At 68.2% G+C, this 26,691-nt stretch carries 27 protein-coding genes; 15 read left to right on the top strand and 12 right to left on the bottom strand.

Annotated features, from left to right (window positions below; all coding sequences use genetic code 11):
* The first annotated feature begins 38 nt into the window (after positions 1-38).
* The gene (locus R3E10_13605; protein ID MEZ4416779.1) at positions 39-1,484 is read left to right on the top strand and encodes a pyridoxal-dependent decarboxylase; all 1,446 of its coding nucleotides are present in this window, start codon (positions 39-41) and stop codon (positions 1,482-1,484) included.
* Here R3E10_13605 and R3E10_13600 read toward each other — a convergent pair.
* The 3 genes from R3E10_13600 to R3E10_13590 all read right to left on the bottom strand — a co-directional run bounded on the left by R3E10_13600 (position 1,468) and on the right by R3E10_13590 (position 3,826).
* The gene (locus R3E10_13600; GenBank protein ID MEZ4416778.1) at positions 1,468-2,253 is read right to left on the bottom strand and encodes a sulfite exporter TauE/SafE family protein; all 786 of its coding nucleotides are present in this window, start codon (positions 2,251-2,253) and stop codon (positions 1,468-1,470) included. The genes R3E10_13605 and R3E10_13600 overlap by 17 nt on opposite strands.
* Positions 2,254-2,335: 82 nt before the next feature.
* On the bottom strand, positions 2,336-3,469 hold the full coding sequence (locus tag R3E10_13595) for a hypothetical protein (protein MEZ4416777.1): 1,134 nt from the start codon (positions 3,467-3,469) through the stop codon (positions 2,336-2,338).
* An 87-nt stretch (positions 3,470-3,556) separates the two neighbouring features.
* Positions 3,557-3,826: a hypothetical protein gene (locus R3E10_13590; GenBank protein MEZ4416776.1), complete on the bottom strand. Its 270-nt coding sequence runs from the start codon at positions 3,824-3,826 to the stop codon at positions 3,557-3,559.
* 151 nt (positions 3,827-3,977) lie between these two features.
* Between R3E10_13590 and R3E10_13585 the strand changes: the two genes are divergently transcribed.
* Positions 3,978-4,949 (top strand): quinone oxidoreductase, encoded by a 972-nt coding sequence (locus R3E10_13585; protein ID MEZ4416775.1) that lies wholly within the window; start codon positions 3,978-3,980, stop codon positions 4,947-4,949.
* A 60-nt stretch (positions 4,950-5,009) separates the two neighbouring features.
* Here R3E10_13585 and R3E10_13580 read toward each other — a convergent pair whose 3' ends face one another.
* Genes R3E10_13580 through R3E10_13565 form a run of 4 tightly spaced genes read right to left on the bottom strand, consistent with a single transcriptional unit; the run spans position 5,010 to position 7,918 of the window.
* Positions 5,010-6,164 (bottom strand): hypothetical protein, encoded by a 1,155-nt coding sequence (locus R3E10_13580; protein ID MEZ4416774.1) that lies wholly within the window; start codon positions 6,162-6,164, stop codon positions 5,010-5,012.
* A 13-nt stretch (positions 6,165-6,177) separates the two neighbouring features.
* Positions 6,178-6,975, bottom strand: coding sequence for a prepilin-type N-terminal cleavage/methylation domain-containing protein (locus R3E10_13575; GenBank protein ID MEZ4416773.1), 798 nt, complete (start codon positions 6,973-6,975; stop codon positions 6,178-6,180).
* Positions 6,976-6,980: 5 nt separating this feature from the next.
* The gene (locus tag R3E10_13570) at positions 6,981-7,385 is read right to left on the bottom strand and encodes a prepilin-type N-terminal cleavage/methylation domain-containing protein (GenBank protein MEZ4416772.1); all 405 of its coding nucleotides are present in this window, start codon (positions 7,383-7,385) and stop codon (positions 6,981-6,983) included.
* Entirely contained in the window at positions 7,382-7,918 is a 537-nt protein-coding gene (locus R3E10_13565) for a prepilin-type N-terminal cleavage/methylation domain-containing protein (protein ID MEZ4416771.1), read from the bottom strand. Before R3E10_13565 ends, R3E10_13570 begins: the two co-directional genes overlap by 4 nt.
* A 241-nt stretch (positions 7,919-8,159) precedes the next feature.
* On the opposite strand from R3E10_13565, the gene R3E10_13560 reads away from it, so the two are divergent.
* From R3E10_13560 to R3E10_13550, 3 genes are read left to right on the top strand one after another with little or no spacing between them, the layout of a single operon-like run.
* Positions 8,160-9,311: a prolyl oligopeptidase family serine peptidase gene (locus R3E10_13560; GenBank protein ID MEZ4416770.1), complete on the top strand. Its 1,152-nt coding sequence runs from the start codon at positions 8,160-8,162 to the stop codon at positions 9,309-9,311.
* 43 nt (positions 9,312-9,354) lie between these two features.
* Entirely contained in the window at positions 9,355-9,882 is a 528-nt protein-coding gene (locus R3E10_13555) for a DinB family protein (protein MEZ4416769.1), read from the top strand.
* Between the two features lie 35 nt (positions 9,883-9,917).
* The gene (locus tag R3E10_13550) at positions 9,918-10,103 is read left to right on the top strand and encodes a CPXCG motif-containing cysteine-rich protein (GenBank protein MEZ4416768.1); all 186 of its coding nucleotides are present in this window, start codon (positions 9,918-9,920) and stop codon (positions 10,101-10,103) included.
* A gap of 40 nt (positions 10,104-10,143) precedes the next feature.
* Here the strand turns inward: R3E10_13550 and R3E10_13545 are convergent, their stop codons facing one another.
* Both R3E10_13545 and R3E10_13540 read right to left on the bottom strand, forming a co-directional pair.
* Complete coding sequence (locus R3E10_13545; GenBank protein ID MEZ4416767.1) at positions 10,144-10,755, bottom strand: YceI family protein; 612 nt, start codon at positions 10,753-10,755, stop codon at positions 10,144-10,146.
* Positions 10,756-10,899: 144 nt separating this feature from the next.
* On the bottom strand, positions 10,900-11,445 hold the full coding sequence (locus tag R3E10_13540; protein ID MEZ4416766.1) for a hypothetical protein: 546 nt from the start codon (positions 11,443-11,445) through the stop codon (positions 10,900-10,902).
* A gap of 155 nt (positions 11,446-11,600) precedes the next feature.
* Between R3E10_13540 and R3E10_13535 the strand changes: the two genes are divergently transcribed.
* From R3E10_13535 to R3E10_13490, 10 genes are all read left to right on the top strand, one after another.
* Positions 11,601-13,067, top strand: a complete 1,467-nt coding sequence (locus R3E10_13535; protein MEZ4416765.1) for an Nramp family divalent metal transporter — start codon at positions 11,601-11,603, stop codon at positions 13,065-13,067.
* Positions 13,058-14,998, top strand: a complete 1,941-nt coding sequence (locus tag R3E10_13530) for an ABC transporter ATP-binding protein (GenBank protein MEZ4416764.1) — start codon at positions 13,058-13,060, stop codon at positions 14,996-14,998. Before R3E10_13535 ends, R3E10_13530 begins: the two co-directional genes overlap by 10 nt.
* Before the next feature lie 27 nt (positions 14,999-15,025).
* Positions 15,026-16,600: a DUF4403 family protein gene (locus R3E10_13525; GenBank protein MEZ4416763.1), complete on the top strand. Its 1,575-nt coding sequence runs from the start codon at positions 15,026-15,028 to the stop codon at positions 16,598-16,600.
* A 191-nt stretch (positions 16,601-16,791) separates the two neighbouring features.
* Positions 16,792-17,460: a hypothetical protein gene (locus tag R3E10_13520; GenBank protein ID MEZ4416762.1), complete on the top strand. Its 669-nt coding sequence runs from the start codon at positions 16,792-16,794 to the stop codon at positions 17,458-17,460.
* A 70-nt stretch (positions 17,461-17,530) separates the two neighbouring features.
* Entirely contained in the window at positions 17,531-18,055 is a 525-nt protein-coding gene (locus R3E10_13515; GenBank protein ID MEZ4416761.1) for an O-acetyl-ADP-ribose deacetylase, read from the top strand.
* On the top strand, positions 18,052-19,239 hold the full coding sequence (locus tag R3E10_13510; GenBank protein ID MEZ4416760.1) for a hypothetical protein: 1,188 nt from the start codon (positions 18,052-18,054) through the stop codon (positions 19,237-19,239). Before R3E10_13515 ends, R3E10_13510 begins: the two co-directional genes overlap by 4 nt.
* Positions 19,239-19,628 (top strand): DUF1801 domain-containing protein, encoded by a 390-nt coding sequence (locus R3E10_13505; GenBank protein MEZ4416759.1) that lies wholly within the window; start codon positions 19,239-19,241, stop codon positions 19,626-19,628. Before R3E10_13510 ends, R3E10_13505 begins: the two co-directional genes overlap by 1 nt.
* 54 nt (positions 19,629-19,682) lie before the next feature.
* On the top strand, positions 19,683-21,611 hold the full coding sequence (locus tag R3E10_13500; GenBank protein ID MEZ4416758.1) for an EAL domain-containing protein: 1,929 nt from the start codon (positions 19,683-19,685) through the stop codon (positions 21,609-21,611).
* A 91-nt stretch (positions 21,612-21,702) separates the two neighbouring features.
* Positions 21,703-22,899 (top strand): ankyrin repeat domain-containing protein, encoded by a 1,197-nt coding sequence (locus R3E10_13495; GenBank protein MEZ4416757.1) that lies wholly within the window; start codon positions 21,703-21,705, stop codon positions 22,897-22,899.
* Positions 22,896-25,124, top strand: a complete 2,229-nt coding sequence (locus tag R3E10_13490) for a M28 family peptidase (protein ID MEZ4416756.1) — start codon at positions 22,896-22,898, stop codon at positions 25,122-25,124. Before R3E10_13495 ends, R3E10_13490 begins: the two co-directional genes overlap by 4 nt.
* Before the next feature lie 9 nt (positions 25,125-25,133).
* Here the strand turns inward: R3E10_13490 and R3E10_13485 are convergent, their stop codons facing one another.
* The 3 genes from R3E10_13485 to R3E10_13475 are packed head-to-tail and all read right to left on the bottom strand — an operon-like array spanning position 25,134 to position 26,643.
* The gene (locus tag R3E10_13485) at positions 25,134-25,712 is read right to left on the bottom strand and encodes a hypothetical protein (protein MEZ4416755.1); all 579 of its coding nucleotides are present in this window, start codon (positions 25,710-25,712) and stop codon (positions 25,134-25,136) included.
* A complete protein-coding gene (locus tag R3E10_13480; GenBank protein MEZ4416754.1) occupies positions 25,709-26,230 on the bottom strand; it encodes a hypothetical protein in 522 nt (173 codons plus the stop codon). Before R3E10_13480 ends, R3E10_13485 begins: the two co-directional genes overlap by 4 nt.
* A complete protein-coding gene (locus R3E10_13475; protein MEZ4416753.1) occupies positions 26,227-26,643 on the bottom strand; it encodes a hypothetical protein in 417 nt (138 codons plus the stop codon). The genes R3E10_13480 and R3E10_13475 overlap by 4 nt, the downstream gene beginning before the upstream one ends.
* Positions 26,644-26,691: the final 48 nt, after the last annotated feature.

Raw genomic sequence — 26,691 nt, 5'->3', positions numbered from 1 at the left:
TCGCTTCCCCGGGCTGGCGGCCACGACGATGTTGGAAGATGGACGACACCAGGAAGGGCACGCAGCCGAAGCAGGACGAGATCCCGTCGGTCCTCGCGCTGGTGATGGAGGAGGCATCCGCCTATCTGGCGAGGCTGGACCAATCGCCGGCGCGGACGGGCGACCCCGAGAAGGCGCTCGCACACTTCGACGAGCCTCTCCCGGAGGTCGGTAGCGGAGCGCTGGAGGCGCTCGAAGAGCTGATCGGGCGCGGTGCCCCGGCGCTTCTGCACTCCGGGGGGCCGCGCAACTACCACTTCGTGATGGGTGGCACCACGCCCGCCGCGCTCGGTGCGGATCTGCTGGCCGTGACCTACGACCAGGCGGCCTACGCTTGGTTGTCCTCGCCGCTGGCCACCCTGCTGGAGCAGCGCTCCCTGGAGTGGCTGAAGCAGCTGTTCGAGCTGCCGCCTTCCTGGACCGGCGTCATGACCACGGGCGCCACCATGGCCAACTTCGTGGCCTTGGCGGCGGCGCGGCAGTGGTGGGGCGAGCGCACGGGGATCGATCCGGCCCTGCAGGGGCTCAGTGGCGCGCCGCCCCTGCCCGTCTTGACCAGCGGGTACGTACACGCCAGCGCCGTGAAGGTCATGGGGCTGCTGGGCGTTGGTCGAGCCTCGGTACGGACGTTCGAGCGAGATGCACGTGGACGAGTGGATCTGCCCGGGTTGGAGCGGGCTCTCCGGTCCCTGGACGGTGCGCCCGCGGTGCTCATCGCCAACGCCGGAGAGGTCAACACCGGTGATTTCGACCCGATCGCGGCGTTCGCCGATCTGGCCGAACGCCACGGGGCCTGGCTGCACGTGGACGGGGCCTTCGGTCTGTTCGCGCGCATCAGCCCCCGCACCCGCCATCTGGTGGAAGGGGTCGAGCGCGCCGACTCCGTGATCACGGATGGACACAAGTGGCTGAATGTGCCCTACGACAGCGGGTACGCCTTCGTGCGGGACAAGGGACTCCTGCAGCGCAGCTTCGCGTATTCGGCAGCCTACCTGCAGCAGCCGGACGATCCCAGGCCCAACTTCGGAGTCCTGGGACCCGAGAGCTCGCGACGCGCGCGCGCGTTCGCCGTCTGGGCGACGCTCAAGGCGTACGGTAGGGAGGGGCACCGCACGATGGTCGAGCACCACCTCGACCTGGCGCAGCACCTGGCGCGGCGGGTGGACCAGGCGCCCGACCTGGAGCGACTGGCGGACGTACCGCTCAACATCGTGTGCTTCCGTTTCCATCCGGGCGATCTGGATGAAGCAGCGCTGAACGAGGTGAACCGCGCGCTGGGCGAGGCGATCGTGGCCGACGGACGCTATTTCGCGGGGACGACCGTCCTGGAGGGCCGCGTGGCGCTGCGCCCCGCGCTCGTCAATTGGCGCACAGGCACCGAGCACATGGACGGATTCGTCGAGACGGTGCGGGAGTTGGGCCGCAGGGTCAGAGCAGGCCGCTGAGCAGCCCCGCTCCGACCAGAAGGAGCAGGAGTCCGGTGAGCGTGCGGATCCCTCGGATGGTGGCCTTGCCCAGCAGGCGCCGTCCCACCAGGGCGCCGGCGAACGCGCAAAGGGTTCCGACCGCTACCGCGGTCCATTGCTCCCGTGAGGCGGGCCCTGCCAGCGTGCCCGCGAGGAAGCCCGACACGTAGACCGACAGACGGGCTACGTCCACCAACGCGGCCAGGCTCGCCTGGGTGGCCGCGAATGCAGCCGGAGAAAGCCCGAGCGGCGTGAGAAACGCGGCGCGGAGCGCGCCTTGATGCCCGGACAGGCCGCCGAAGAAGCCCGACAACACCCCACCCAGGGGCAACGCGCGCGGCGGAGCCCGCAGGTCTCGCAGCCGGGGAACGAGCTCGAAGGCCGAGAAGCCGAGGATCAGAGCCCCCATCACCACGCCCACCGGAGTGATGGTCATCTCCCGACCTCCCAGGCCCCAGGTGTGGAGCGCGCCCCGGTTGGACAGGCGGGTCAGCACCCACGCGCCCACCAGGGCAGACCCGATTGCCGGAAACCCGAAGCGCACCAGCACGGACCGATCGATCTCCCTCCGCAGCAGCCCGACCTTGAAGAAGGAGTTGGCGCCATGGACGAGCGCTGTGGCCGCGACCGCGGTCTCGACGGGGAAGAACAGGGCGAAGACCGGCAGGAGCAGCGTGCCCAGCCCGAACCCCGAGAACAGGGTCAGGAGCGAGACGCCGAAGGCGACGGCACCGATGATCAGGAGCATGGGTCTCGCCTACTACCGAGGACTCCCGGAAACGCGGCGACTCGATCGCTGACGGCCGGGAGGGTGGCGGAGTGCGCGAGGGTCATCCGGTTCCGCCGAGAGAGGAAGGGCGTCTCCTGTGGGAGCGGTTGAGGGCGGCCAACTTCCCGCGGTGCTCGGTGTCCCCCTGCCAGCAGAGGATCAAGAGGACTCCATCACAATGAGCGCAGGACCCGCGTACCAATCGCGCGAGCCGCTCATCGGCCGTGGCTAGGGCCCCTGCCGATTGGGCCGCCGCGACGGTCTGGATGGCATCGCCGTTGACCGCAGATCCACACCCTTGGCAAACCGCCCAGAGGCGGCGATCCAACAGGTCGACGATCGTTCGGGCGTCGCACTCCATCGCCCGGCGTAGGCACGTGGCCAGATCGCCGACCACGGCCGACCAACTCACGCTCCGCCCCTCTGCCGCGTGACTCGTGGCCGGGGAGTCGAGCACACCCGTCACGAAGCCCTTGAAGTCGAGCGATTGAACGGCGTAGCCGTCCATGTCCTCGGGGATGGGCTGATGTTCCCCCCTCGCTGCCTCGCTCAGCCAGGTCTTCCAACGGCGGGCGCTCTCGACGATCGAGTCGATCCTCTCCTCGGGAGTGCTCGGCCTGGCCCCGGCGCCCGTCAGGAACTCCTCGAACTCCCTCGACTGCGTTCCACCGCGGCCGAAGCGATCGGCAGCGGAGTTTCCCAGGTCGTCTCGTGCGTTGACATTGGCGCCGAACGCGAGCAGCACCTCCGCTGTTGCCCTGCCCATGGCGAAGCTGCGGCGGCCGCGATTCTCGTCGGCCACGCCATCGAGGAGCGAGGCAAAGGCCTGTGAGATCACGGGGGAGTCGACGAAGTCGCGCCCATCCCCTCGTGCCTTGCCGAGAAGCGCCGCGACCGCCCTGGCGTTCAACTCCCGGCAGGCGGCCCAAAGAGTCGATCGATCGTACGGAGCTCCGTGGCGCAGCAGGACTTCGAGGAGGCCGGGCCGAGGGAGGTTGCGCCGGTCCGTCTCCAGTCGGTCGATGTTCGGCGGAAGCCGGATCGCAGCGTCCAGCAGGTCTTCCCAGGTGCTGCGGTCGGGAGGCTCTTTGCCACTGGCGAGAAGGTGGTCCAACCGATGGACCGCGCCTTCTCGAGCCGCTTCCAAAACTGTCTTCGGCCCAAAGCGGCCGGCGATCCCGCTATACCACGCCATCCGCATCTCCGGTTTCGGCAGGCCAGGGAGGAGGCGGGCCAATGTGCCGAACCAGTCCGATCCGTGCCAAGGACCGCGCGAGGGAGGCTACTGCGCGCGAAGCTCCTCGATGTCCTTTTCCTTGCGGGCAACCTCTTCGGAGATGGCCGCGAGCGCGTCACACTTGGTCTCGAAGCCGGGGATGGGCTCGCTCCGCTGATACAGCGAATACACCTCCTCGCCGATCTCGCGGAAGAGGTCGCGGCGCTGCCCGTTCAGCCGTGTGATCTCGGCCTTGAGCTTGGTGACCTGGGCCAGCTCCTGCGCCTCCTCCTTCGCCTTGGCGATGCCTTTCTTGACGTTGTCCATGAGGCCCATGGTGCTGATCTCCTGCTCGGGGTCGATTGGGACTGGAAATCTAACAGGCGAGGCCGCCCTCGCATGGCTACCTTCCACTCTACGGATCCAACCGCCGCCGGGCTTCGCCCGGCAGGCGCCCGCCGAGGCCTGACGCCGAAGGAGGCACACTGTGAAGGCGATTCGCATCCATCGAACGGGGGGACCGGAGGTCCTAAGCTACGAGGACGTCGAGCTCGGGCCCCCCGGACCGGGAGAGGTGCGGATCCGTCATACCGCGATCGGGCTGAACTTCATCGACACCTACCATCGCGAGGGCCTCTACCCGGTGCCCCTGCCCACCGTGTTGGGCATGGAGGCGGCGGGAGTGGTCGAGGCGCTGGGCGCGGGCGTGACCACCCTGGCGGTCGGGGACCGGGTCGCCTACGGCAACGGGCCCATCGGTGCGTATTCCGAGGCGCGCAACGCGCCCGCGGGCCGGTTGGTGCGTTTGCCCGACTCCATCGGGGACGAGACGGCGGCGGCTGTGATGCTCAAGGGCATGACGGTGCGCTACCTGCTCAAGGAGACCTTCGCCGTGCGCCCCGGGCAGACCATCCTGTTCCATGCGGCAGCGGGAGGGGTGGGCCTCATCGCGGGCCAATGGGCAGCGGCGTTGGGTGCCACCGCCATCGGGACCGCGGGCTCGGACGAGAAGTGCACGTTGGCGATAGAGCACGGATACGCCCACTGCATCAACTACAACACCGAGGATGTGGCCGAGCGTGTGCGCGAGATCACGGGAGGTGAGAAGGTGCCGGTGGTCTACGACGGTGTCGGACGGTCCACCTTCGAGGCCTCGCTCGACTGCCTGCAGAGGCGCGGACTGCTGGTCAGTTTCGGAAACGCATCGGGTCCGGTGACCGGCGTGGACCTGGGGATTCTCGCTCGCAAGGGCTCGCTCTACGTGACGCGCCCAGGCCTGGCGGCCTACGTGACGACGGACGAGGAGCTGCAGGCCAACGCAGCCGATGTCATCGACGTGGTGGCTCGCGGAGCAGTGCGGCTGGAGATCGCCCAGCGCTTTCCGCTCGCGAAGGCGGCGGATGCCCACCGGGCCCTGGAGGCCCGCCAGACCACCGGCTCGACCGTGCTCATCCCTTGAAGCTGGACGTCTCCGAAGAAGTCTCCAGCGAGCCCCCGCGCGCGGGTGACCCGCGCTTCCCTAGCGACGCACCGCCGAGGCGTCCACCCAGGCGCGGGACCGGAGAGGGCGGGCGCGATTGAGCTGAGGGTTGTTCTCGATCGCCTGGCTCACCGCACAGCTGGAGTACTGCACCACGGACCCCCCGACCAGGGACTGGTTGTCGAAGTCCGCATTGGAGGCCAACACCGCTCCGAACACGCGGTTGCCGCTTCCCTGCGTCTCGAAGTTCCCCTGCGCGATGATGATGCCGTGGAACACGAAGCCGCCCCGGAGATCGAGATCCCCGTCGACGAGCAGGATGCCCTGACCCACGCCGCCGGATTGGATGTGTAGATCGCCCGGGACATGGATGATGGGGAAGTAGCCCCCGCAGGGCGCCGTGGGATCGGTCGGGTCTCCCCAGTTGTAGGGAAGTCCGGTGTAGCAGTGCCCGGCTCCGTCATCGGCGGGGAACGTGTTGTTGATGCTCCCGGGCGGGCTGACCTTGTCGGCGAGGGCGGTGACCTCCTCCCAGTCCATCTCACCGAACTCCCGGAAGGAGTCAGTGGTCAGGGTGGGGTCTGCCTGCACCGCGGGCGAGCCGGTGACCTGCCCCTGCCCTACGGTGCCGACGGCGGTGGAGTCGTTGATGATGATGCCGGGCTTGTCGTTCAGCGGCCCCGTGCACACGCCCGCCCAGTTGGGAGGGTGCTGGTCTTCCCCGTGGACTTCGGCGTTGCCCCTGACGCTGGCGTTGCCCCGCGTCATCAAAGCGGAGCGCGGCTCGAAGACCGCGGAGCGGACGCGGGCGATCATGCCGACGCGGCGACTGGCCGAGGCCCCGCCGCGTGTGACCTCGCCCTCGCTCTCCAGATAGAAGAGCCGATCGGTGCCTTTGGTCACACTCACCGTCCAGATCCCGTAGCTCGTGGTGTCCGAGTATGTAACGGACCCCCATACCGGGACGCCGGCCAGGTCCTGGGAGCGCCACTCGTCCATGACCTGGGTCAGGCCGGATTCAGCGATGTAGAGCGCCTCCGTGGCGCGCTCGCCCGCGGTGCCGGTGTGAAGCTCCTGGCGGGCCGAGAACAGTCCTGTGGTAGTGAGGACTCCCAGGATGATGAGCGTCAGCAGCGCGGCCGGCAGCGCGAAGCCGCGTCGATCGGGATCTGCGGTGTACATGACCTTCGTCACTCGTGGTGGTTCCTCAGTTGCGTAGCTGGATCAACGTTGTGAGCGAGTCGTTGACCATGCTTCCGTCATTGCGATACACGCTCCGGTCGGCGCGTACTGTGACGCGCACCTGACGGACGTCGCCAGGTACCCCCGTCGCCACGCCCAGGTCGTTCAAGTACTCGAGTTGCAGCCCTTCACCTGGCGCTCGCAGGGGCCCGACGATGCGGGAGACCGTCACCCCGTCCCAGCGAGCCAGGAACCATCCGCGCGTGCTGGAGACGAGGCCGTAGGTGAAGCCTTGGAAAGCCCGGACCGGCGCTCCGATGCGGATGCTGTCGACCGAGGCGGCCAGGGACAGGTTCGCGTCCAGGGTCAGTTCTTGCGCGGGCTGCGTGCCACACGTTGCGGTCGTATCGACGGTCGTGAGGCGGCCAGTGAGCCAGACATCGTCGGCCGCGGCGTCGATGTCGTTGTCGGCGAACACGAACACGGAGTCCCCCGCCTCGAACCACGAGCCCAGGGTGCGCACACGAATGACGGGACTGGACGGGGACACCGCGCACACCAGTCCCATCTGCTGCATGGAGCGCACCTGGATGGAGTCGTCGTCGATCGTGAGGACATCTCCTCCCAACGCGCTCACCTCGCGCAGCTCGTTGGCCATGAGCTCGAGCCCCGCCCGCAGGGTCTGGCGCGCATCCAAGGTGGCGGCCTGCAGGGTGAACGCGCGCTGCTGTCCCACGATCATCTGGAACATCGAAATGACGACTACCGCTCCCACCACGGAGACGATGAGCATCTCGATCAGGGTGAACCCCTTGCGGTCCATGGTGCTCACGGCTCCAGGATCCGGTAGACGAACGTGTCCGGGACGTCGGCGGTGGCCATGGGTGGGCCTCCCGACGTGGAGCGGAAGCCTGGACCCACCGTGACCAGTGTGATGATCTGCGCGTCGCCGGACGGGGAGAGCATGGGCGTCCAGTAGGTGTGGTAGCCCATCAAGGAGTCGGAGCCAGCCCGCAGGCTATCGTAGGGCAATGCGCGCAGCTGCTCGACCGCCGCGGTCGCGGCGGCGGTCCGCCGAGTCTTCATGCCCGCCAGCGTGGACTCCCGGACCAGGACCATGGTCACGCCAGCCATGCCGGCGGCGCCCAGCGAGAAGACCATGATGGCAACCAGAAGCTCCACGAGCGTGAAGCCGCTGGTTCCGGACGGCCGCGCGTCCACCATCCTACTCATCGGAGGAGCTGCCCCATCGGAAGCCAGGTCATGGCTTCGTAGTGCGTCCCGCTCCGGACGCTCATGTCGATCTCGACCTGGAAGCTCCCGCAGTCAGGGTCGGAATAGCCCTTGGGGGTATAGCAGACACTGATCACGGGCGTGGCCGAGCGGAGGTCGACCCCGTAATCCCGGCTGAAGTTCTTGCCCTGCGTGACCTGCCCCGAGCGCTCGATCCAGGCCGAGTCCGCCGCGACGCTGGTCCGGAACCAAACCGTCGTGCCATGCTCGACCGCTTGAGCGCGGGCAAGGTGGGCCATGGAGGCGTAGGCCTCGGCAGCGGTGCGCACGCCGGTCGCGGCGCGCGCCTCTCCGACGGCGGAGACTGCCTTGGAGAGCACGACGCCGGCGATCGCCAGGGTCACGAGCATTTCCAACAGGCTCACCCCGTACCGGGATCGCACGAGGGATGAGGGCTCCAGCTTCACCTGTCCAACTCCACCACCAACCGGGGAGACGACCAATGCACCACCCACTGCGGGTGCCAATCCCATGCCGTCGATCCACCCCGGGGTGTGGCTTCATAACATCAATGATGTCAATAAGATAGCGTTTCGTGGCGTGGGTGCGGCGGAAAGGGGTGTCCTTGCAGATCGCCCTCGTTTGGGCGCTTTATGCCCTGTCGCCGCACGCACGCCTCGCGATGGCGTTCGTGCGACAGGGGGACATTGACACCGATCCCCCCCGGGCCGGATCCTGCCGTACCGACCCACCCGCCTACAGGACTCGCGACTCATGTCTTCCACCCGTCAGGTCACTCGAGCGCTGCGCACCCCCACCCTCATCGGGGCACTGGCCCTGTGCGCGGCGGCCTCTCCCCTGGGCGCGTCCGCTCAGCAGAACGGTCGGGAGATCCGCATGGACCCGGAGCGCGCCCGCGAGCTCTACGTGAGCGATCGCTGGGACGACCACCCCGACCGGGACTATGCAGCCGATGTCGCCGCCAAGGCCCGCACGGACAGCATCTACGAGGCGGTGACCCGGGGCGTGGTCGACTATCGGAAGATCACCTACCGAAGCCGGATCGACGGGATGGAGATCCCTGCGTACCTCTTCCAGCCGCTGAACAAGCGCGGTGCCCGCGGACACGCGGCCATGATCTGGGTGCACGGAGGGGTGCACGGGAACTGGGGTCAGTCCATGTGGCCCTTCGTGCGCGAGGCCGTCGAGCGTGGCTATGTGGTCATCGCGCCGGAGTACCGGGGAAGCACGGGGTACGGTGAGGAGCACCACCGCGCCATCGACTACGGTGGCTACGAGGTGGACGACGTCATCTCCGCCTACGACTACCTCACGTCCGAGCTGGCCCATGTGGATCCAGAGCGCGTGGGCATGATGGGATGGAGTCACGGCGGGTACATCACCATCATGTCGGTCACGCGGGACCAGCACCCGTTCCAAGCGGGCGCGGCGCTGGTGCCGGTCACGAATCTGATCTTCCGACTGTCCTTCAAAGGGCCGGGCTACCAACGGAGCTTCGCGACCCAGGAACGGATCGAGGGTCTGCCCTTCGAACAGCGCGAGATCTACAAAGAGCGCTCGCCCTACTACCGTGTCGACAACCTGAGGACCCCACTCCTCGTGCACGTCGCCACCAACGACCAGGACGTGAACTTCGAAGAAGCGTCCATGCTGGTCTACAAGCTACGGGCAACCAAACCGGACCTCACCGAGACCAAGATCTATGTGGATCCCGCACCCTGGGGCCGGAGCATCGGTCACGCCTTCAGTCGACGCGTGGATCCCGAGACGTTGGAGCGCGTGGATTCACCGGCTCAGCGAGATTCCTGGAACCGTACCTGGACCTTCCTCGAGGAGCACCTGCGCCCCTACGAGGACCCCAACAACCCCGTGCCCGTCCGCACCGGGATCGGGAGCGATGGATAACGCAGTTTACCACGCTGTGAGGGACCGCACACAGGAGAGACACATGAAGCGAACGCTGGGAGCCGCCGCCCTGACCTGGATGCTCGGCACCTCCGCTGTCAGCGCGCAGTCCGAAGCGACCTTCCGCGATCAGATCATGGGTCACTTCCAACAGTCCTCCGCCAAGTTCACGATGTTGGCAGAGGCGATGCCCGCTTCGGCGTATGCCTGGTCGCCCGGCGCAGGCGTGATGGAGGTGGGGCAGGTCTACATGCACGTGGCCCGCTACAACTTCATGTACCTGCAGGACAACCTCGGCATTCCCGCGCCTGCCGACGTCGACCTGGCCACCATGGAGACGATCCGCGACAAGGCCGAGGTGCAGAAGCTGCTGATCCGCTCGATCGAGCACGTGAAGCGTGCCACCTTGGACATGTCGGCTACTGAGCTTGGCGAAACGACGACGCTGTATGGACAGACCGTGCCTGCATGGGCGGTCCTGATGCAGCTGGTCGCCCATATGAACGAACATCTCGGGCAATCGATCGCCTATGCTCGCATGAACGGGGTCGTTCCGCCCTGGTCCGGCTGACCGACCCGGAGGACCGAGGGGACGAAGGCGTACGCCTGGATCTCGATGCCGTCGGGTGGTGCCCGTACTGCGGCGAGCCCGTGGAAGTGGAGCTGGATCCCTACGGTGGGGCTCTTCAGACCTACGTGGAGGACTGCCCGGTCTGTTGCCGGCCCTGGCAGGTCGAGGTGTCATTCGACCGGAATGGCCAGGCCAGCGTGAGGCTCGAGGCCGGGGACTAGCCCGGCCCCGCTGAAGCGGGGCCGAGCCGGATCCGGAGCACTACTTCAGGTTCGCTTCCAGAGCGATGTCGATCTGGATTTCGCCACCCACGACCAGCGTAGCAGCCCAGCTGCCCGTCCCGACACCGAAGTCGCCGCGATCGAGGGTGGTGCCCGCGGAGAAGCTCGCGATCTGCTTGGCGCCACCCAGCATCTCCTGCATCTCGGAGGGGATCTGCTGAATGCCTAGTACGGTGATGGGCAGCTCGATGCGCTTGGTGGTCCCCTTGATCGTCAGATCACCTGAGGCAATGAGCTGGCTGTCGCTCACCCGACGCACCGCCGTGCTCTTGAACGTGATGGTCGGATAGCGCTCGGCCTCGAAGAAGTCACCCGACTGGAGATGGGTGTTTCTTCGCTCGTTCCCCGTTTCCACGCTGGCCACCTGGACGGTCACGTCGACGCTGCTGGATGCAGGGTTCGCCGGGTCGTAGATCAGGTGCACGTCGAAGTCCCGGAACGTCCCCTTCACCGGTGTGAAGAAGTGCTTGGCGGTGAAGCCGATCTCGGTGTGCGCCGGATCGACGTTCCACATGTCCATCGTGGGGGCGGGGGTGGCGGCCAACGTCGCCGCGCCGGCCAGCAAGGCAGCGCTGAGCGTCCAGGTCTTCATGGTGCGACTCCTTCGCCTCGCGGCGTCTATGGTCTCAGCCCGGCCCTCGGGGGCCGCGGTGTGTAGACGGAATGCGAGGGAGGCAGCGTCGGTTCCCGGGCCGGGTCCGCCAGGAAGCGCGGGTCCGCGCATCGGCGCGCGTATTCAGGACTCCAGCCCTGCCGGCAGGTAGCGCTCGGGAATCGGGTTGTCCGGTCGCTCTTCGTCGAAGAACCAGGAGAGGATCCACCAACGTGCGCCATCCCAGCGCAGCTGGATGCTGTTGATGCCGCGGGCGAAGGGTGCTCCGTCCGGCGTGGTGCTGGATGCGTAGGTGCTCCATACGTGGGCCACGCTTCCGAAGCGCTCTACCACCCGGTGGATCTCCTTTTCATAGAAGCCCTGCTGGCGTGGCTCCCCGGTGGCATCGTGGTACTCGTCGAGCGTCATGGTGCGCAGCGTCGGGCGTCCGTCGGCGTCGACGCCCGCGATCCCGACCAACGCGGACGGATGGTGGAGCGTGCGATCGCGTTCCCGGTCGGGTCGTTCCCCAGTGGGACCGGACACCACGTCGTAGTAGGCGCTGATGATGCCATCCAGGGTGGAGACGTCGGCCGGTCTGGGTTCGGGGGCCTGGGCGGCCAGCGGGGCGAGTGGAAGGGCGGCGAGCAGCCAGGCGGCGCCGCAGGCGCGCGGTCTCGTCAGGATCATGGGCAGGCTCCCTGGGGAGTGAGACCCGCGCCGCCGCCCTGCGCCGGGCCGGCCCGCGAGCCTGTGGTTGTTGAACGAGGCGGATCCGACCCATTCTTCGCCGGCACCGAGACGACCGCCGGGGTCCGCCCCCCGCCTACGCGAGTGAACGTGCCATGATCGCGCCCGAACCCACCAGTGGCCTCGCACCTCTGCGCACGGCCGAGTTGCCGGAGCCTCCCAGGCCCCGAGGACTGCAGTGGGCCGGGGTCGTGGGCCCGGGGGTCATCGTCCTGGGGGCCTCGATCGGCAGCGGGGAGTTCCTGCTGGGCCCCGCGGCCTTTGTTCAATACGGGCTGACGCTGCTCTGGGTCACGCTGGTCGCCGCCTTCCTACAAACGGTCTTCAACACCGAGCTCATGCGCTACACGCTGGCCACGGGTGAGCCGGTTTTCGCGGGGTTCATGCGCACGCGGCCGGGCAGCGGCTTCTGGGCTGTCGTGTATGCGCTCCTCTACTTTCTCCAGGTAGGATGGCCCGGCTGGGCCGGCGCAGCGGCGGGCGCGGTGTTCTTCCTGTTCGTCCGCGACCTCGCCGGTCCGGAGCAGGCGAGCATCGTGTACTGGATCGGCGTCGGCACGTTCGTGGCGTGCGTGGCCATCCTGCTCGTCGGTAAACGGGTCGAGCGTACGCTGGAATGGCTCAACTGGATTCTGGTGTCCGCGATCCTGTTGGGCGGCGTGATCCTGGCCGCGCTCCTGGTGCCCGGTGAGATCTGGGCGCGAGGCGTGAGCGGCTTCTTCGCCTACGATCCCACCGCGCATTCCTTCCAGCTGTTCCCGGCTGGCGCCGACTTCTTCTTGATCGGAGCATTTGCGGCCTACTCCGGGGCCGGAGGCGTGATCAACCTGTCGCTCTCGAGCTGGGCGCGGGACAAGGGGTACGGCATGGGGTCCGTCACCGGGTACATCCCGTCGGCGGTGGGTGGCGAAAAGGTGGATCTGGCCCACACCGGATCGACCTTCGAGCCGACGCCGGAGGCCATGGAGCGGTGGAGGGGGTGGTGGCGCATCGTACGCGCCGACCAGTGGGGAGTGTACTTTCTGGGAGCCCTGCTCGGCATGTTCCTGCCGGCCGTGCTCTACGTCACCTTCCTGGAGGCCGGCACCGACATCCGCGGGCTGGCGGTGGCGGCCGAGCTGGCGGACGCCATGGCCGGTAAAGTCGGCCCCTTCGCCGGCGGGGTCGTGGCCATGATGGCGGTATGGGTGCTGTTCAAGGCACAGCTCGACATCCTGGAAGGCATGGCTCGCTCCGTCACCGACATCCTCTGGACGGGCAGTCGCAGGGTGCGGGCCTGGCGGGGTGGCGACGTGCGCATCGTCTACTACACGGTGCTCGTGGCGCTGGCGGCCTGGGGCATCGTCGCGCTGCGTCTGGCCCAACCCATCGTGTTGCTGCAGCTCGGGGCCAACATGGCGGGCCTGGTCTTCGTGATCTCGTCCTTGCACGTGCTGCGGGTGAACACCACGGTGCTCGCCCCCGCGCTGCGGCCGTCGTGGTGGCGCCGCGTGGCGCTCGTGGCCATGGCGCTGTTCTACGGGGCCTTCGTGGCACTCTGGCTGGGGGGGGTGTGGGGCTGAAGCCTCCGCGGTCCTCCAGGCTCCGCTACCGGCAGTTCGTCGAGGACTATCGGGCGCGCCGACTGGAGGACGCACTCGAGGAAGGTGGGGAGCGGCGCGAGAGCCAGACGGGTGGCCTGCTGCGGGGCCGGCGCCGCGAGTATCTGCGCGACTACCTGAGTTGGCTGCGGCCCCACCGCAGCGCGGTCGTGGTGCTCTTCGTGCTGGCGCTGATCGGCGCGGCCTTCGAGATGGTGGAGCCGCTCTTCATGCGGTTCATGATCGACCGCGTGCTCCTGGTCCCCGAGCTGGAGCGGGCCGCGCGCCTGCGTCTGCTCCACCTCGCCGGCGCATCGTTCGTGGCGGTCGTGGTGCTGTCGAATCTGGTGCGGATGATCCGCGACTATCGCCAGCACGTGCTCAATGCTCGGGTCGTGCTGTCCCTCCGTCGCTCGTTGTTCGACCGGCTGCTGCGCCTGCCACTGGCGCGGCTCTGGGACATGAAGACGGGGGGCATCCTCTCGCGCTTGACAGGAGACGTCGACACCACCAGCGGCCTCTTGCAGCTCGCGGTCGTCTCTCCCTCCCTTGCCGTCCTTCGGCTGGTCATCGCCATCGGGATCTTGTTGAACCTCAACTGGCGGCTGGCCCTGACCGCCGTGGCCATCCTTCCCGGCATCGCGGTCATCAGCCTGACCTTTTCGCGCAGGATCCGCCCCATCTATCGCTCGGTTCGCAAGGATGTGGAGCTCATCGATGGCCGCGTGGGCGAAACGTTCTCCGGGATCCGCGTGGTTCGCGCCTTCCGAGGCGAGGTGCGCGAGCTGCTCAGCTACATGAGCGGCCGCCACGGCGTGGTGCGCAAGGAGATGTTCGCCCGTCGCCGTGAGTTGTTCATATGGACCTCCTGGGGACTGCTGCTGGGCGCGGTCAACGTGGTCATCCTCTGGTACGGCGGCTATCTGTCGCTGGAGGGCCGCGCCTCGGTGGGCGACATCATGGCATTCCAGTGGTACACGTTTCTGCTCTTGAATCCCGTGTGGCAGATCGTCAACTCGTTCTCGGAGTTGCAGCGCTCCCTGGCGGCCACGGAGCGCGTCTTCGAAGTACTGGCCATGGAAGAGGACAAACCCGACCTGCCCGGCGCCACCAAGGCCCCAACGCACGTGGAGGAGCTACGCTTCGAACGGGTGGACTTCGAATACCGCGAGGGGCAGCCGGTGATCCTGGATTTCGACGTCACCGTGCGGGGCGGTACCGTCGTGGCGCTGGTGGGGCGCAGCGGCGCGGGCAAGACGACGGTCACGGATCTGGTGGCACGGTTCCATGACCCGACGCATGGACGCATCCTCCTCAATGGTGTCGACATCCGCACCTTGCGTTTGCGGAGCTACCGGGATCTGCTGGCCGTCGTGCAGCAGGACGTCTTCTTGTTCGATGGTTCGGTTGCCGACAACATCGCGTACGGCCGTCGCGACGCCAGCCAGGGTGAGATCGAGGACGCGGCACACCGCGCCAACGCGCACGAGTTCATCGAGAAACTGCCGGAGAGCTACGATACCTTGGTGGGAGAGCGAGGCGTGAAGCTCTCGGGTGGACAGCAGCAGCGACTTGCCATTGCGCGGGCCATTCTCGCGGATCCGCAGATTCTCATCCTGGACGAGGCCACCAGCAATCTCGACACGGAGAGCGAACAACTCATTCAGGCGTCGATGCTCACGTTGCTCGAGGGTCGCACCACTTTCGTGATCGCGCACCGACTTTCCACCATCCGTCGCGCGGATCTCATCCTGCTCCTCGACCAGGGCCGGATCGTCGAGCGGGGTACGCATCGTGAGCTGATGGTGGCGAATGGGGAGTACGCCCGCATGGTGCGGCGACAGCAAGCGGCCGGTGCTGGGAGTGTCTCGCTGTGGGAGGACGAAACCCCGCGCGTCGGGATGGCCCAATAGGATGTGCGAAGGACCCAGTCACGAACCATGGACCGCACGCAGATGGTGACCACCCAGGACCCGCATCAACTGCCTCGGCCGAAGGGATGGCGACGGGTCGCGAGCGCCGCCCTCGTGGGAGTGGGTGTGGTGGTCATGGCGGCGTTGGCCCTCGTCTTCCGGGGGACCGGTCTGGGGCTGGGCGTGGGCAACTTCTTCGCGCCGAGGATCGAGGCGCCCGAGCCCGAGGTGGCCGACTTCGACGAGTCGGTTCCGCCGCTTCCAGCGTCCGTACTCACCGTGCCGATCGCCTACGACCTCGCGCCGGTGATCCAGAAGCTCGAAGACGTCATCCCGCATACGCAGGGATCGCTGGCCCGACGCATCCCCGTCGAGGGGAATGATCGCGCGGACGTGGCCTACGAGATCCGGCGGGGCCCGTTCCGGGCGGAGCTGAACGGAGACGTCGCGCGTCTGAGCACAGTGATCTCCTACAAGGCGAGGGCGTGGTACGATCCTCCCGTCTTGCCAGAGATCCGCTTTTCGTGCGGGACAGATGCCGGCGAACCGGAGCCGCGGGCGCGGGTGGCGCTGCGCGCGCGCCTGAGCATCGGCTCGGACTGGGCGTTGCGCGGACGAGCACGCGTCGAACGGCTGGCCCCCCTGTCCGACACCGATCGGGACCGTTGTCGGGTCTCCCGCCTCAACATCGACGTTACCGATCGAGTGATCGGGGCCGCGGAGCGTGCGTTGACGGACCATCTGCCGGAGGTCGACGCTGCGCTGCACGGCATCGACCTGCGCAGCCGGTTCGAGAGGTGGTGGGGGCTGCTGCAGGAACCGATCGAGCTGGACGACGACGTCTGGCTGGTCATCGATCCGAGCCAGGTGCACCGGGGCACGGCAGAAGGGAGCGGCCAGGTCCTCAGTGCGGTGGTGAGTCTGACGGCCCGGCCCCATGTCGTGTGGGGAGCCCGCCCCCATCCGCAACTCCGCCCGCTCCCGGAGCTGGACAGCGCCCACGTCGAGGAGGGGCTCCAGATCCAGGCGGCCGGCATGATCGACTACCAGGCGGCCAGCGAGCGGATGAGTGTGGAGCTGGCCGGTGAGGAGATCGTGCTGCCCGGAGGCACCATCAGGGTCGGTGGCATCTCTGTGCGGGGGATCGGAGCGGGCAAGCTGGCGCTCGAGCTCAACTTCCGCGGTGCGGCTCGCGGCAGGCTCTTCCTGAGGGGGACGCCGGAGTTCGATCCAGCGACGGGGATGATCCACGTGCCGGACCTCGACTTCGACGTGGCGTCGCAGAGCCTGCTGGTGCAGGGGATGGATTGGCTGGCCCATCCGGGGGTGGTGGAGACGCTTCGCGAGCGCGCTCGCTGGGAGGTGGCGGACGTGCTGGCGCTGGCCGAGAAGCAGATCAACCGGGGTTTGAACCGCGAGCTGAGCGACGACGTTCGGCTGATCGGCTCCGTGGAGTCCATCGACGTGACCGGGCTCTACCCGCAACGCGACCGCCTGGTCGTGCACGCCAAGGCGACAGCGCGGGCACGTCTGGTGATCGTGGAAGAACCGGCGCCGGCGGCGGGTCCAGCGGCCGGAGGGCCCGCTCCGGCGGCGCGGTAGTCCCAGCTCGCGGGGGGCCCCGCTCCCGCGGGACCCGCGCGGCGGGCGGCTCCCCGCCGGCCCCTCCGGTGAGACGGCTTGCGCGAACCAGCACCCCGGGCCAATATAGGTGATAAATATATCACATATACAGCAGGGACCGGACGCGCCATCGTCCAGGCCCGACTGTGACCGTCCCGTTCGAGGTTTCCATGCTGCGACCGCTCGTTGCTTCCGTCCTCTTGCTCGCCCCACTGGCCAGCCCGTCCGCCGCCCAGCTCACCACGCCTTCGGAATGGCGCTGGCGGACCGACCGGCCGGCCCGGCTCGTCGACGAGATCGCCGAGCCCTCGGGGGAGTGGTTCTTCGTCGGCATGCCCCCTGGGTGGCACGTCACCATGGGTCCGGGAGGCGTCCTCTACAATCCGGAGTACACGGCCCGCGGGCGGTTCGAGATCCGCTCGGAGATGATTCTGTTCGCCGAGTCCGGTGAGTCCGGCTTTGGGATCATGTTCGGTGGATCGTCCCTGGAGGGCGGCCAGCCCAGCTACATGAGCTTCCTCATCCGACGGGATGGGTCCTGGGCGCTCATGCACACGCTGGGGCAGGAGCTGCACACCATCCACGAGTGGGAGCGCAACGAGGCGATCGCGCCCCTTCGCTCGGAGGGCACCGTTTCGAACACCCTCGCCCTCGAGGTGACGGCCAGCGAGATGATCTTCCGCGTCAACGACGTCGAGCTGGGTCGCCTCGACAAGAGCCCGGCCACGACGGAAGGGTCCTTCGGGTTCCGCGTGGGGGCGGGTCTCAACATGCACATCACCACCTTGGATCTCACCGCGCGGCTGGCGGCTGCTCGGGGCGAGCGCACCTCCAACTGACGTCGCGAGGCTGGCCAGCGCATCGTTGGCGTGCGACCGTGGGGGGACTGGCGGTGTTCCCGTACGGGGGGTGTCGGTGATCATCGAAGCGGTCGTGGCGGATATCACCACGCTGGACGTGGATGCGATCGTCAACGCGGCCAACGCGCAACTCTCTCCCGGGGGAGGCGTGTGCGGCGCCATCCACCGTGCCGCAGGTCCCTCCCTCGCGGTGGCCTGTCGCGCGCTGGCGCCCTGCCCCACGGGGGAAGCGCGCATCACGCCCGGGTTCGGCTTGCCGGCTCGTTATGTGATCCACGCGGTGGGGCCCGTGTGGCACGGAGGCGTGGAAGGCGAGGCAGAGCTGTTGGCGTCGGCCTACACGGCATCCCTCGAGTTGGCTCGTGCGAACGGACTGTCGAGCATCGCGTTTCCCGCGATCAGCACGGGTATCTACGGGTATCCGCTGCGGGAGGCGACGCGGGTGGCGGTGGCCGCGGTGCGTGCAGAGGCGGAGCGGGCGGGTGCGCTGGAACGTGTGGTGTTCGCCTGCTTCGCCGACGAGGTGTTGGCGGCCTACCGGGCGGCGGGCGTGGAGGCGCAGGAGGACGCATGAGAATGCCGGGTTCTGCGCTGCTCTTCGTCTCGTGGGCGGGGCTCCTCTCCGGGTGCGGTGCGGGAGAAAGCGCGTCCGCGGTCGCAGTGCGCGACAGTGCCGGTATCCGCATCGTCGAGCACGCTGAGGATTCGGATTCGAAGCCCGTCCGGCCGACGCTGCTGCTGCGCATCGAAGACGAGGCGCTCTTCCGGGTCACCGGGGCGGTGCGCTTGCCGGAGGGGGGCGTGGTGGTCGCGAATGGCGGCTCGTCCGAGGTGCGGCTGTATGACGCTTCCGGCGCGCTGCGCAGCACGAGTGGAGGTGCGGGGGAGGGACCGGGGGAGTTCCGTTCCCTGAACGTGCTGCGCCGACTGGAGGACGGGACGCTGGCCGTCTACGACAGCCGCCTGCGGCGGGTGCAACGCTTCGACCCCGATGGCGCGTTGCTGGGGAGTCTGACGGTGGGTGAGACGGACGCACCGGGGAATGTTCGCGGGATCTTCGTGGACGGGTCGCTGGTGGTGCGTGGGGTCACCGGGGGAGGGGGCATGCCCCAGCAAGGCGTGCGGCGCTTCCTGGCACCGTACTCGCACGTCAGCGCGGAGGGGAAGGCGCTGGCGGCTCTGGGGTCGGTCGAGGGTAGCGAGACGCTGCTGCAGGTCTTCGAGGGAGGGCAGGGCATCGGCCTCTGGACTCCGCCGCTCCCTCACGTGGTCGAGCTCCTTCCCGGGCGCCAGCGATTGTTCTGGTTCGATTCGCACCAGAACGAGTTCCGCGTCACGGGCCCCGACGGGGAGGACCCCACCTGGGTCCGCCGCAGGATCCCCCTGCGTGACAAGAGCGATCCCGCCTGGACCGCGGCGGTCGCGGAGTACCTGTCGCGCCAGGCGCCCGAGCAGCGAGACTTCCTCGAGAGGGAGCTGAACGCGTGGCAGGAGGGTCCGCTGCCTGCCTACAGCGCCGCACATGTCGGCAACGACGACGTGGCATGGCTGAGGGAGCCGGATCCTGCCGTCGAGGGGCAGGCACTCTGGTCTCGATTCGATGGCCAAGGCACCCGCCTGCCACCGATGCTGCTCCCTTCGGGGTTTCGGCCCCTGGAGAGCGACGCCACCTACCTGGTGGGTGTGAGCACGGACGACCTGGGCACGGAGTCCGTCGAGATCTTTGCACTGGATCGCCTGCCGCCGGAGGATCGTTGATGGACGACGCCCGCGCCCCCGCGACCATCGATGAGTACATCGAGCGCTTCTCCCCGGAGGTGCGGACCGTGCTACAAGCGGTACGGGAGGTGATCAAAGACGCCGCGCCTGGCGCCCAGGAGGCGATCAGCTACCAGATGCCCACGTTCAAGCTGGCGGGCATCCTGGTGCACTTCGCGGCCTGGAACGACCACATCGGCCTGTACCCGACGCCCTCCGGCATGGCGGCCTTCGAACGGGAGCTTTCCCACTACGACCGTGGGAAGGGCTCGGTCCAGTTTCCCCTGTCCGAGCCCATGCCGCTCGAGCTCATCGGCCGCATCGTGCGCTACCGGGCGGAGGAGAACCTGAGGAAAGCCAGCGAGAAGAAGGGCACGAAGGCGCGCTGAACGAGGGTGCGGGGAGCGCGCGCGGCGCCCGCGAACTCTGGCACGGAGGGTGCCGTGTTCCATTCCTCCGACCCGTCCGACAGCGCCAGGACACGCTGGAAAGGCCTCGCTGTGACGAAGTTCCACCCGTTGGTCACACCGCTCCTGAAGCGGCATCTGGCAGGGAAACCGGTCCTGCCGGAGGTTCGAGCTTTTGTGGCCGACCTAAACGAGGCTCTGTACCGGCACGACGGCGAGCCGGGGGGGCCGGCGGCCACGGACGCCGCCGGAGACATCCGGCAAGCGGCATTGGAGGCGAGCAAGGACTGCCTGATCGTCGTCGACGGCGAGGGCGGCATCCTGGCCCACAACCGCCGCTTCGTCGACCTGTGGAACCTGCCGGAGTCCCTCATGGCTGCGGGGCACTTCGACCGGCTGCTTCCCAACATCTCCTTCGAGTTGCGGGATCCTGGCGATCTCGAGTCCGTGTTGCAGGCCGTCGCGGCCGATACGGACGCGGCGATCACGGTGGTGCTGCCCTTCGCGGACGGGCGCTACTTCGAGCTGCATACGGAACGTCTCCGGCACCCCACGGGCGTGGCTCGACTCTGGGCGTTTCGTGACGTCTCCACCCTCAAACAGTCCGAGGCGGAGTTCCGTCACGACGCGTTCCACGATGCGCTCACCGGCTTGCCCAACCGTGCGCTCTTCATTGATCGGGTGGGTCAGGCACTCGCGCGCGCGAAGCGCTCCAGCCAGCTGCTTGCCGTGATGTTCCTGGACCTGGATCGCTTCAAGCACGTCAACGACACACTTGGGCACGGCGCCGGCGACGAGCTGCTCAAGGCCGTCGCAGAGCGGCTGCAGGCGCGGGTGCGTGCCCAGGACACCGTGGCTCGACTCGCAGGCGACGAGTTCATGATGCTGGTCTCCGACCTCGGGAGTCCGGAGGATGTCAGCCACGTCGCGGGCTCCATCCTCGATGCCCTCCGTCTGCCCGTGCGCATGGGGGACCATGCCGTGCACGTGGGCGGCAGCATCGGCATCGCCATCTTCCCCGACCACGGAGGGGACCGGGAGACGCTCATGAAGCGCGCCGACATCGCGCTCTATCGAGCCAAGGAAGATGGGCGCAACCGGTACCAGTTCTTCGAAGAAGGAATGACGAACACCAACGAAGGCAAGGTGGTGTTCGAGAACGAGCTACGGCGGGCAATCGAGGACGGACAGCTCGTCGTCCACTATCAACCCGTGTTCGATTTGCGGCGCCGGCGGGTCGTCGGTGTGGAGGCGTTGGTCCGCTGGCGCCGGTCGGATGGGTCGCTGGTGCTGCCTGGCCATTTCATCGCCCAGGCCGAGCAGGCGGGACTCATCGGCCGCATCAGCGAGTGGGCGCTCCGGCGGGTCGGTCGTGAGCGCTTGACCTGGCCGGCCTGGATGCGCGAACGACTGGACATCTCGATCAACCTGTCGAGCCAACAGTTCTGGGATCCCCATCTCGTACAGAAGATCTCTCAGGAACTCGAGGGGGCCGACCTTCCGCCTGAGCGGATCATCCTCGAGCTCACCGAGAGCGTGGTGATGAAAGACCCCCCTCAGAGCGTAGCAATGCTCCGGGCACTGGCGAAACGGGGGATTCGTGTGGCACTGGACGACTTCGGAACGGGGCATTCTTCGCTGGGGGCCCTGCGCACCCTCCCGATCTCCATTCTGAAGATCGACAAGAGCTTCATCTTGCATTGCCATCGCGATGACAAGGACCTCGCCATCGTCCGGAGCGTGATCCAGATGGCCCAGAGTCTGGAGATCCCGGTGGTCTCGGAAGGGGTCGAGTCGCGGGAACAGGCGCAGATCCTCGCCCGCCAGGGTGGGCGCTTCATCCAGGGATTCTGGGTCAGCCGACCCATCGCGGGAGAGGCGCTCGTGGACCTGCTCGTGCGCAAACAGGCCGGGCAGGAGGCAGCGGGAGGGTCGACCCCCCTGCGGACGCCGGCCACTTCCTAGGTCGAGTCGGCGCGCCGCAGCGTAGCCTGCTGGCCTTCCCCGGGGCGGTGGCCTGCCTGGCCGGGCGGCGGCGGCGGCGGTAGAGTCGCGCATGCCCGATGCGATTCCGCCCGAACCCGCGCTGGCCTTCCTCTCCGCATGCGCTCGGGGAGATCTGGAGGGCATTCAGAGCCTCCTGGACGCGGATCCGTCGCTCGTCCATTCGCGTGACAGCGACGGCGCCACGGGTGTGCACCGCGCGCTGCTCCACCCGGCGGCCGTGCGCCTTCTGCTCTCCCGAGGCGCGGACCCGAACGCCCGCGAGCTCGGCGACAATGCCCTCCCTCTTCATTTCGCGGCGGGTGGGGCCCCGGTCGAGACCGTGCGGGCGCTGTTGGAAGCAGGCTCAGACGTTCACGGTGAGGGCGATGTCCACCGTTTGGAACCGATCGGATGGGCCACCGTGTTTGCCGATCCGCGGCCTGAGGTGGTGGAGCTGCTCCTGGCTCACGGCGCGCGTCATCACGTCTTCTCGGCCATTGCGCTGGGGGATGAAGCGCTGGTCCGTGCCGTGGTCTCTGACGACCCGATGGCACTCGCCCGCAGGCTCTCGCCCAGCGAGCAGGAACAGAGCGCCCTGCACTACGTGATCGCTCCCCCGGACGGGTTGCTGGGCGGGACCTTCCGCACCGGTGCGCACTATCGCACGCTCGACGTGTTGCTCGAGCTGGGTGCCGACGTTGAGGCCCGCGACGCGCGAGGGCGCACCCCCATGCAGGTGGCGATGCTCCGCGGGGATCTGCCGGCCCTGCAGGCCCTGCAGCGGGCGGGGGCGGCGCTACCGGACGAGGGACTCCACGGGAATGGTGTCGAACCCGCCGTGCCCGCGTACGCCCGTCCCCGTATGGCGCCTATGCTCTGCGTAACCGACATGGCGCGCTCGATCGCCTGGTACGAAGCCGTGGGGTTCCAGGTGTCCGGTAGCCATGGCGACGAGGGTGGACTCGACTTCGTGTCCCTGGTGCTCGACGGCGTCGAGCTCATGTGCGTTCCTGCGCATCCACCCCGGACCGCTCCCACGGCGGGTCTGACGCTCTGGATCCACACGGAGGCACTGGACCGGATCTACGAACGCCTGCGCGGGCTCCAGTTGCATTGGGCTCGTGAGGCTCTGGAGGGTCGGGAGCCGTCCGGCCCCCCCGTTCCCTTCATTCAGGACCTGCACACGGCGTTCTACGGGCAGCGTGAATTCGGTGTGCGTGACCCGGATGGAGTCGAGGTGATGTTCGCTCAGGAGGTCTCGAGGTGACGACGCTGAAGCTCGCCGTCGCGGTAGGCACCGCGAGTGCCTGCTTCGTTCCGACCGGTGTCCTGGCCCAGGCTCCCGCGTCGTTCGGTCATCCGCCGCACCTGGAGCGGGCGTTCCAGGCGGGCATCTCTCCCGACTCGATCGGGGAGCGCATCCGCGCGCTCACCGAACGACCCACCTTCCCCGGCTCGCCGTATTCCGAGGTGGTGGCCGAGCGAACGCTCGACCTCTTTCAGGCATGGGGGTTCGACGCCCACATCGAACGCTTCGTCATCCCGTTTCCGCGTGCGGTGGAACGAAGGGTGGATCTGCTGGGACCCGCTCCCTTCGCGGCCGCGTTGCACGAGCCCCCACTGCCCGGGGATCCCTACTCCGCGCAGCAGGACCAGCATCTGGAGACCTACTTCATCTACGGGCCCGACGGCGACGTTACCGCGCCGGTGGTGTACGCCAACTTCGGGCTGCGGGAGGATTACGACACTCTCGAGCGCCTTGGCGTCTCAGTGGTGGGCCGCATCGTGCTGGTGCGAGCCGGTCGAATGTGGCGTGGGGGCAAGGTGCAGCTGGCCAGTGAGCGCGGAGCTGCCGCCGTCCTCGTCTTCTCCGATCCCAGGGAGTCGGGATTCTTCGACGCGGTGCCCTACCCGGAAGGGCCTGGACGCACGCCCGACGGAGTCGAGCGGGGCAGCATCCTCTACGGAAAGTATCCGGGGGACCCCCTCACTCCGTTCCGACCCGCGGTGCCGGGCGCCGACCGCTTGTCCATCGACTCGGCCGACAACACCGTCGCTCGCATTCCCGCGCTTCCGCTCTCCGCGGCCGACGCCGAGCCCTTCCTGGCGGCCCTGGACGGTCCTGTGGTGCCGCCCGAGTGGCGCGGGGCTCTACCCCTCACCTACCGGACCGGCCCCTCCCGCTCCGACGCCCATCTGCGTGTCCGCTACGAATGGCGCGACATCGAGATCCGGGATGTGATCGCGACCCTTCCCGGCTCGACCTGGCCCGATGAGTGGGTCGTGCGCGGCAACCATCATGATGGGTGGGTCTACGGTGCCCAGGATCCGCACTCCGGGCATGCAGCGCTGCTAGAGGAAGCGCGCATGTTGGGTCGCCTGTACCAGGAGGGATGGCGCCCCAAGCGCACGATCGTGTTCGCTTCCTGGGACGCAGAGGAGCAGGGTGTGATCGGGTCCACCGAGTGGGTGGAGGCCCACGCCTCCCACCTCGCCGCCAACGCGGTCGCGTATCTGAACACGGACGTGCTGGGGCCGGGGATCCTGGGAGCGTCGGGGTCGTCCGCCTGGGCGGACTTCGCGACGGAGGTGGCGGCCACCGTGACGGATCCGGCTTCCGGCCTCTCCCTGCTCGAACGGGCGCGCCTGGCCGGAGTGGAGTCGATGCTCGGGGGCGGGGCGGGCAACTCGGTCGCCTACGATGCCGACGCCGAGCGGCTGCGCATGCTGCCCCCGGGCTACGGATCCGATCACCACTCGTTCGTCAGTCACGCCGGGGTGGCCACGCTCAACTTCGGCTTCAGTGGCGGCTTCAGCCTGGGCGCCTACCACACCATCTACGACAACCACGCCTGGTACAGCCGCTTCGGAGATCCGGGCTTCGAGTACGGCGCGGCGGCGGCCCGACTGAACGGGGTGGCCCTGATGCGCTTGGCGGACGCGGAGCTCCTCCCGGTTCGCTTCACTCCGCTGGCCGTCGCGCTCCGCGAGGAGGTCGACGGGGCCCGGCGAATCTACGAGCGGCTACGGGCACGCCATGAAGTCGCGCGCAGTCCGCTCGGACGATCGGCGGTGGAAGCGGGCGTGAGGTTGCCCGTCTCCGCCACTCGTTCCGTTCCGCCGCTGGACTTCGGTATGCTGGAGCGCGCCCTCACCGCGGTGGGGGTGGCGGCCGAGCGCTACGACGCCACGCGCGCGAGGGGAAGCGGGCCGGCGGGTCAGGAGCGGATCGCCCGTGCCAACGCGGCCGTGCGCCAGGTCGAACGAGCGTTCCTGCGGCCGGGCGGCCTTCCGGGGCGGCCGCACTACGGCAACGAGTTCTATTCGCCGGGTCGGCTCTGGGATACGGTACCGGTGCCGGCTCTCGGGGACGCCATGCTGGACGGCGACTGGACGGCGGCCACCGCCCAGCTGCCCCGGGTCGCGGAGACGTTGACGGCCATCGCCGAAGCGATCGATCAGGCGACGGCGGCATTGGGCGCGTCGCGCTAGGGGTGGTCTTCACCACGGGTGTGTCGGTCGCGCGCGCACATCCCCTTCTGCGGGCGTGACGCAGGCCGCAGCGGCCGCCGGCGCCACCCCCTCTGCCCGCATCAGAGAGGCGGGATAGGTCCCGAGGGCCCCGACGACGTGCGCTCCGTCGTTGCTCAGCGTCCCCTCGAACGGCCATACCAGCGAACCTCCGAAGTTCAGCTGAAACGACACCTGTGCGCCTCGGTGGACGCCAGACAGCACGACCGCGAAGCCAGTGGCCCGGCACCTGAACTGCTCCCATTCCCCAGCGCCGCCCAGACGACCGTCCGCATCTTCGACCAGCGTCATGCGGACGCGGACGGGAAGGCTCTCGAAGGGCGTGGCGTCGAGTTGCCAGGCTCCGCTGAGGAGATCGTCCTCCGGGCTGGTGCCGGGGTCGCATCCAGCGAGGCCGAGGCCGAGCAGTGCGGCCGTGAGCGTCGTAAGGCGGAATCCCGGGAGGGTCAGTGACCGGAGCAGGCGTGGCGATGCCGTCGGGGCGGCACCGCGGTGCGGGCCGCCTGTTCGGCTCCAGCCCGCTCGGGTGCGTGTCGCGGCGGTGTTCATGACACACTCCACGCGCGCGAGCCCGGTCCCGCACCGTCGCCGAACGAGCTCGGACGGCAGGCCACGACGCTGGCCGGTGACACCCCCAGGCTGCCGCGGACCATGCGGGCGTTGTTGCCGAAGGCCGAGCCGATCGAGCCGATGGTGCCAGTCGCCTGGTTGCCGTCGGCCGTCACCGTGCCCTCGAACCGAAACCCGACGCCGTTGCTCAGCCGGAAGTCGTAGGTGAAGAGGGCACCCTCGTGCCGTCCCTCCACGATGGTCACGGCATACACCGTGGGGCTGCAGGACGGGATGCTGAACGAACCGGAGCCGTGGATGGAGCGGTCCTCGTCCTCCACGAGCGTGAGCGTCATCGCAACGGGCCCCGTGCCGTAGTCGTAGTCGCGCACGGACCACGAACCCGTCAAGGAAACGTCGTCCGGGCCGGTGCCCGACCCGCCGCACGCGGCCATGAAAGCGAATACCGCCAGGAGGCTGGATGCACTGCGTCGAGGTGCCAGCACACGCGCGCTCATCGGCGTGCGAACCCCAACGCCAGGAAACCGGCGGAGCCACCGTTCACCTCGCCCTGGAGGGACATGCCGTCGGAGCTCAGCGTGCCTGTGAAGGGGAGCGCCGCCGAGCTGCCCTGCTGGATGACGAAAGTGGCTCGGGGGGAAGTGAAGACCCCTTCGCGGATACTGACGGGCAGGGAGAGCCCGTTGCCGGAGGCGGCCCAGGTCCCGCTGCCGGAGACGGCTCCATCGGTCTCCTGGAGCGAGAGGCTGATCACGGTCGAGACCGTGGATGAGAGCCTCAGCGTGCCGATCCATTCGCCCGTCAGCGACGGTCCTTCGGGATCGGTGGCGTGCGAGCCTTCGCCACAGGCGGCAAGCGCTCCCATGAGGAGGCACAGGGCAGCGAACGGAGTGCTTCTACGGGTACGCATGGTGTCGTCCTGGTCTGGTGTGAGCACGGCCACCCGGGCCGCTGACCT

The sequence above is a fragment of the Gemmatimonadota bacterium genome (assembly GCA_041390105.1).
Classification (GTDB): domain Bacteria; phylum Gemmatimonadota; class Gemmatimonadetes; order Longimicrobiales; family Gaopeijiaceae; genus JAGQIF01.
The sequence above is the reverse complement of the archived record's forward strand: the minus strand, read 5'-3'. Positions and strand labels throughout refer to the sequence as shown.

Excerpts from the sequence above, each read along its gene's own strand:
- R3E10_13605 (MEZ4416779.1), top strand. The coding sequence starts at position 39 with ATGGACGACACCAGGAAGGGCACGCAGCCGAAGCAGGACGAGATCCCG.
- R3E10_13600 (MEZ4416778.1), bottom strand. The coding sequence starts at position 2,253 with ATGCTCCTGATCATCGGTGCCGTCGCCTTCGGCGTCTCGCTCCTGACC.
- R3E10_13595 (MEZ4416777.1), bottom strand. The coding sequence starts at position 3,469 with ATGGCGTGGTATAGCGGGATCGCCGGCCGCTTTGGGCCGAAGACAGTT.
- R3E10_13590 (MEZ4416776.1), bottom strand. The coding sequence starts at position 3,826 with ATGGGCCTCATGGACAACGTCAAGAAAGGCATCGCCAAGGCGAAGGAG.
- R3E10_13575 (MEZ4416773.1), bottom strand. The coding sequence starts at position 6,975 with ATGGACCGCAAGGGGTTCACCCTGATCGAGATGCTCATCGTCTCCGTG.
- R3E10_13570 (MEZ4416772.1), bottom strand. The coding sequence starts at position 7,385 with ATGAGTAGGATGGTGGACGCGCGGCCGTCCGGAACCAGCGGCTTCACG.
- R3E10_13565 (MEZ4416771.1), bottom strand. The coding sequence starts at position 7,918 with ATGGGATTGGCACCCGCAGTGGGTGGTGCATTGGTCGTCTCCCCGGTT.
- R3E10_13560 (MEZ4416770.1), top strand. The coding sequence starts at position 8,160 with ATGTCTTCCACCCGTCAGGTCACTCGAGCGCTGCGCACCCCCACCCTC.
- R3E10_13555 (MEZ4416769.1), top strand. The coding sequence starts at position 9,355 with ATGAAGCGAACGCTGGGAGCCGCCGCCCTGACCTGGATGCTCGGCACC.
- R3E10_13545 (MEZ4416767.1), bottom strand. The coding sequence starts at position 10,755 with ATGAAGACCTGGACGCTCAGCGCTGCCTTGCTGGCCGGCGCGGCGACG.
- R3E10_13540 (MEZ4416766.1), bottom strand. The coding sequence starts at position 11,445 with ATGATCCTGACGAGACCGCGCGCCTGCGGCGCCGCCTGGCTGCTCGCC.
- R3E10_13535 (MEZ4416765.1), top strand. The coding sequence starts at position 11,601 with ATGATCGCGCCCGAACCCACCAGTGGCCTCGCACCTCTGCGCACGGCC.
- R3E10_13525 (MEZ4416763.1), top strand. The coding sequence starts at position 15,026 with ATGGACCGCACGCAGATGGTGACCACCCAGGACCCGCATCAACTGCCT.
- R3E10_13520 (MEZ4416762.1), top strand. The coding sequence starts at position 16,792 with ATGCTGCGACCGCTCGTTGCTTCCGTCCTCTTGCTCGCCCCACTGGCC.
- R3E10_13510 (MEZ4416760.1), top strand. The coding sequence starts at position 18,052 with ATGAGAATGCCGGGTTCTGCGCTGCTCTTCGTCTCGTGGGCGGGGCTC.
- R3E10_13505 (MEZ4416759.1), top strand. The coding sequence starts at position 19,239 with ATGGACGACGCCCGCGCCCCCGCGACCATCGATGAGTACATCGAGCGC.
- R3E10_13495 (MEZ4416757.1), top strand. The coding sequence starts at position 21,703 with ATGCCCGATGCGATTCCGCCCGAACCCGCGCTGGCCTTCCTCTCCGCA.
- R3E10_13485 (MEZ4416755.1), bottom strand. The coding sequence starts at position 25,712 with ATGAACACCGCCGCGACACGCACCCGAGCGGGCTGGAGCCGAACAGGC.
- R3E10_13480 (MEZ4416754.1), bottom strand. The coding sequence starts at position 26,230 with ATGAGCGCGCGTGTGCTGGCACCTCGACGCAGTGCATCCAGCCTCCTG.
- R3E10_13475 (MEZ4416753.1), bottom strand. The coding sequence starts at position 26,643 with ATGCGTACCCGTAGAAGCACTCCGTTCGCTGCCCTGTGCCTCCTCATG.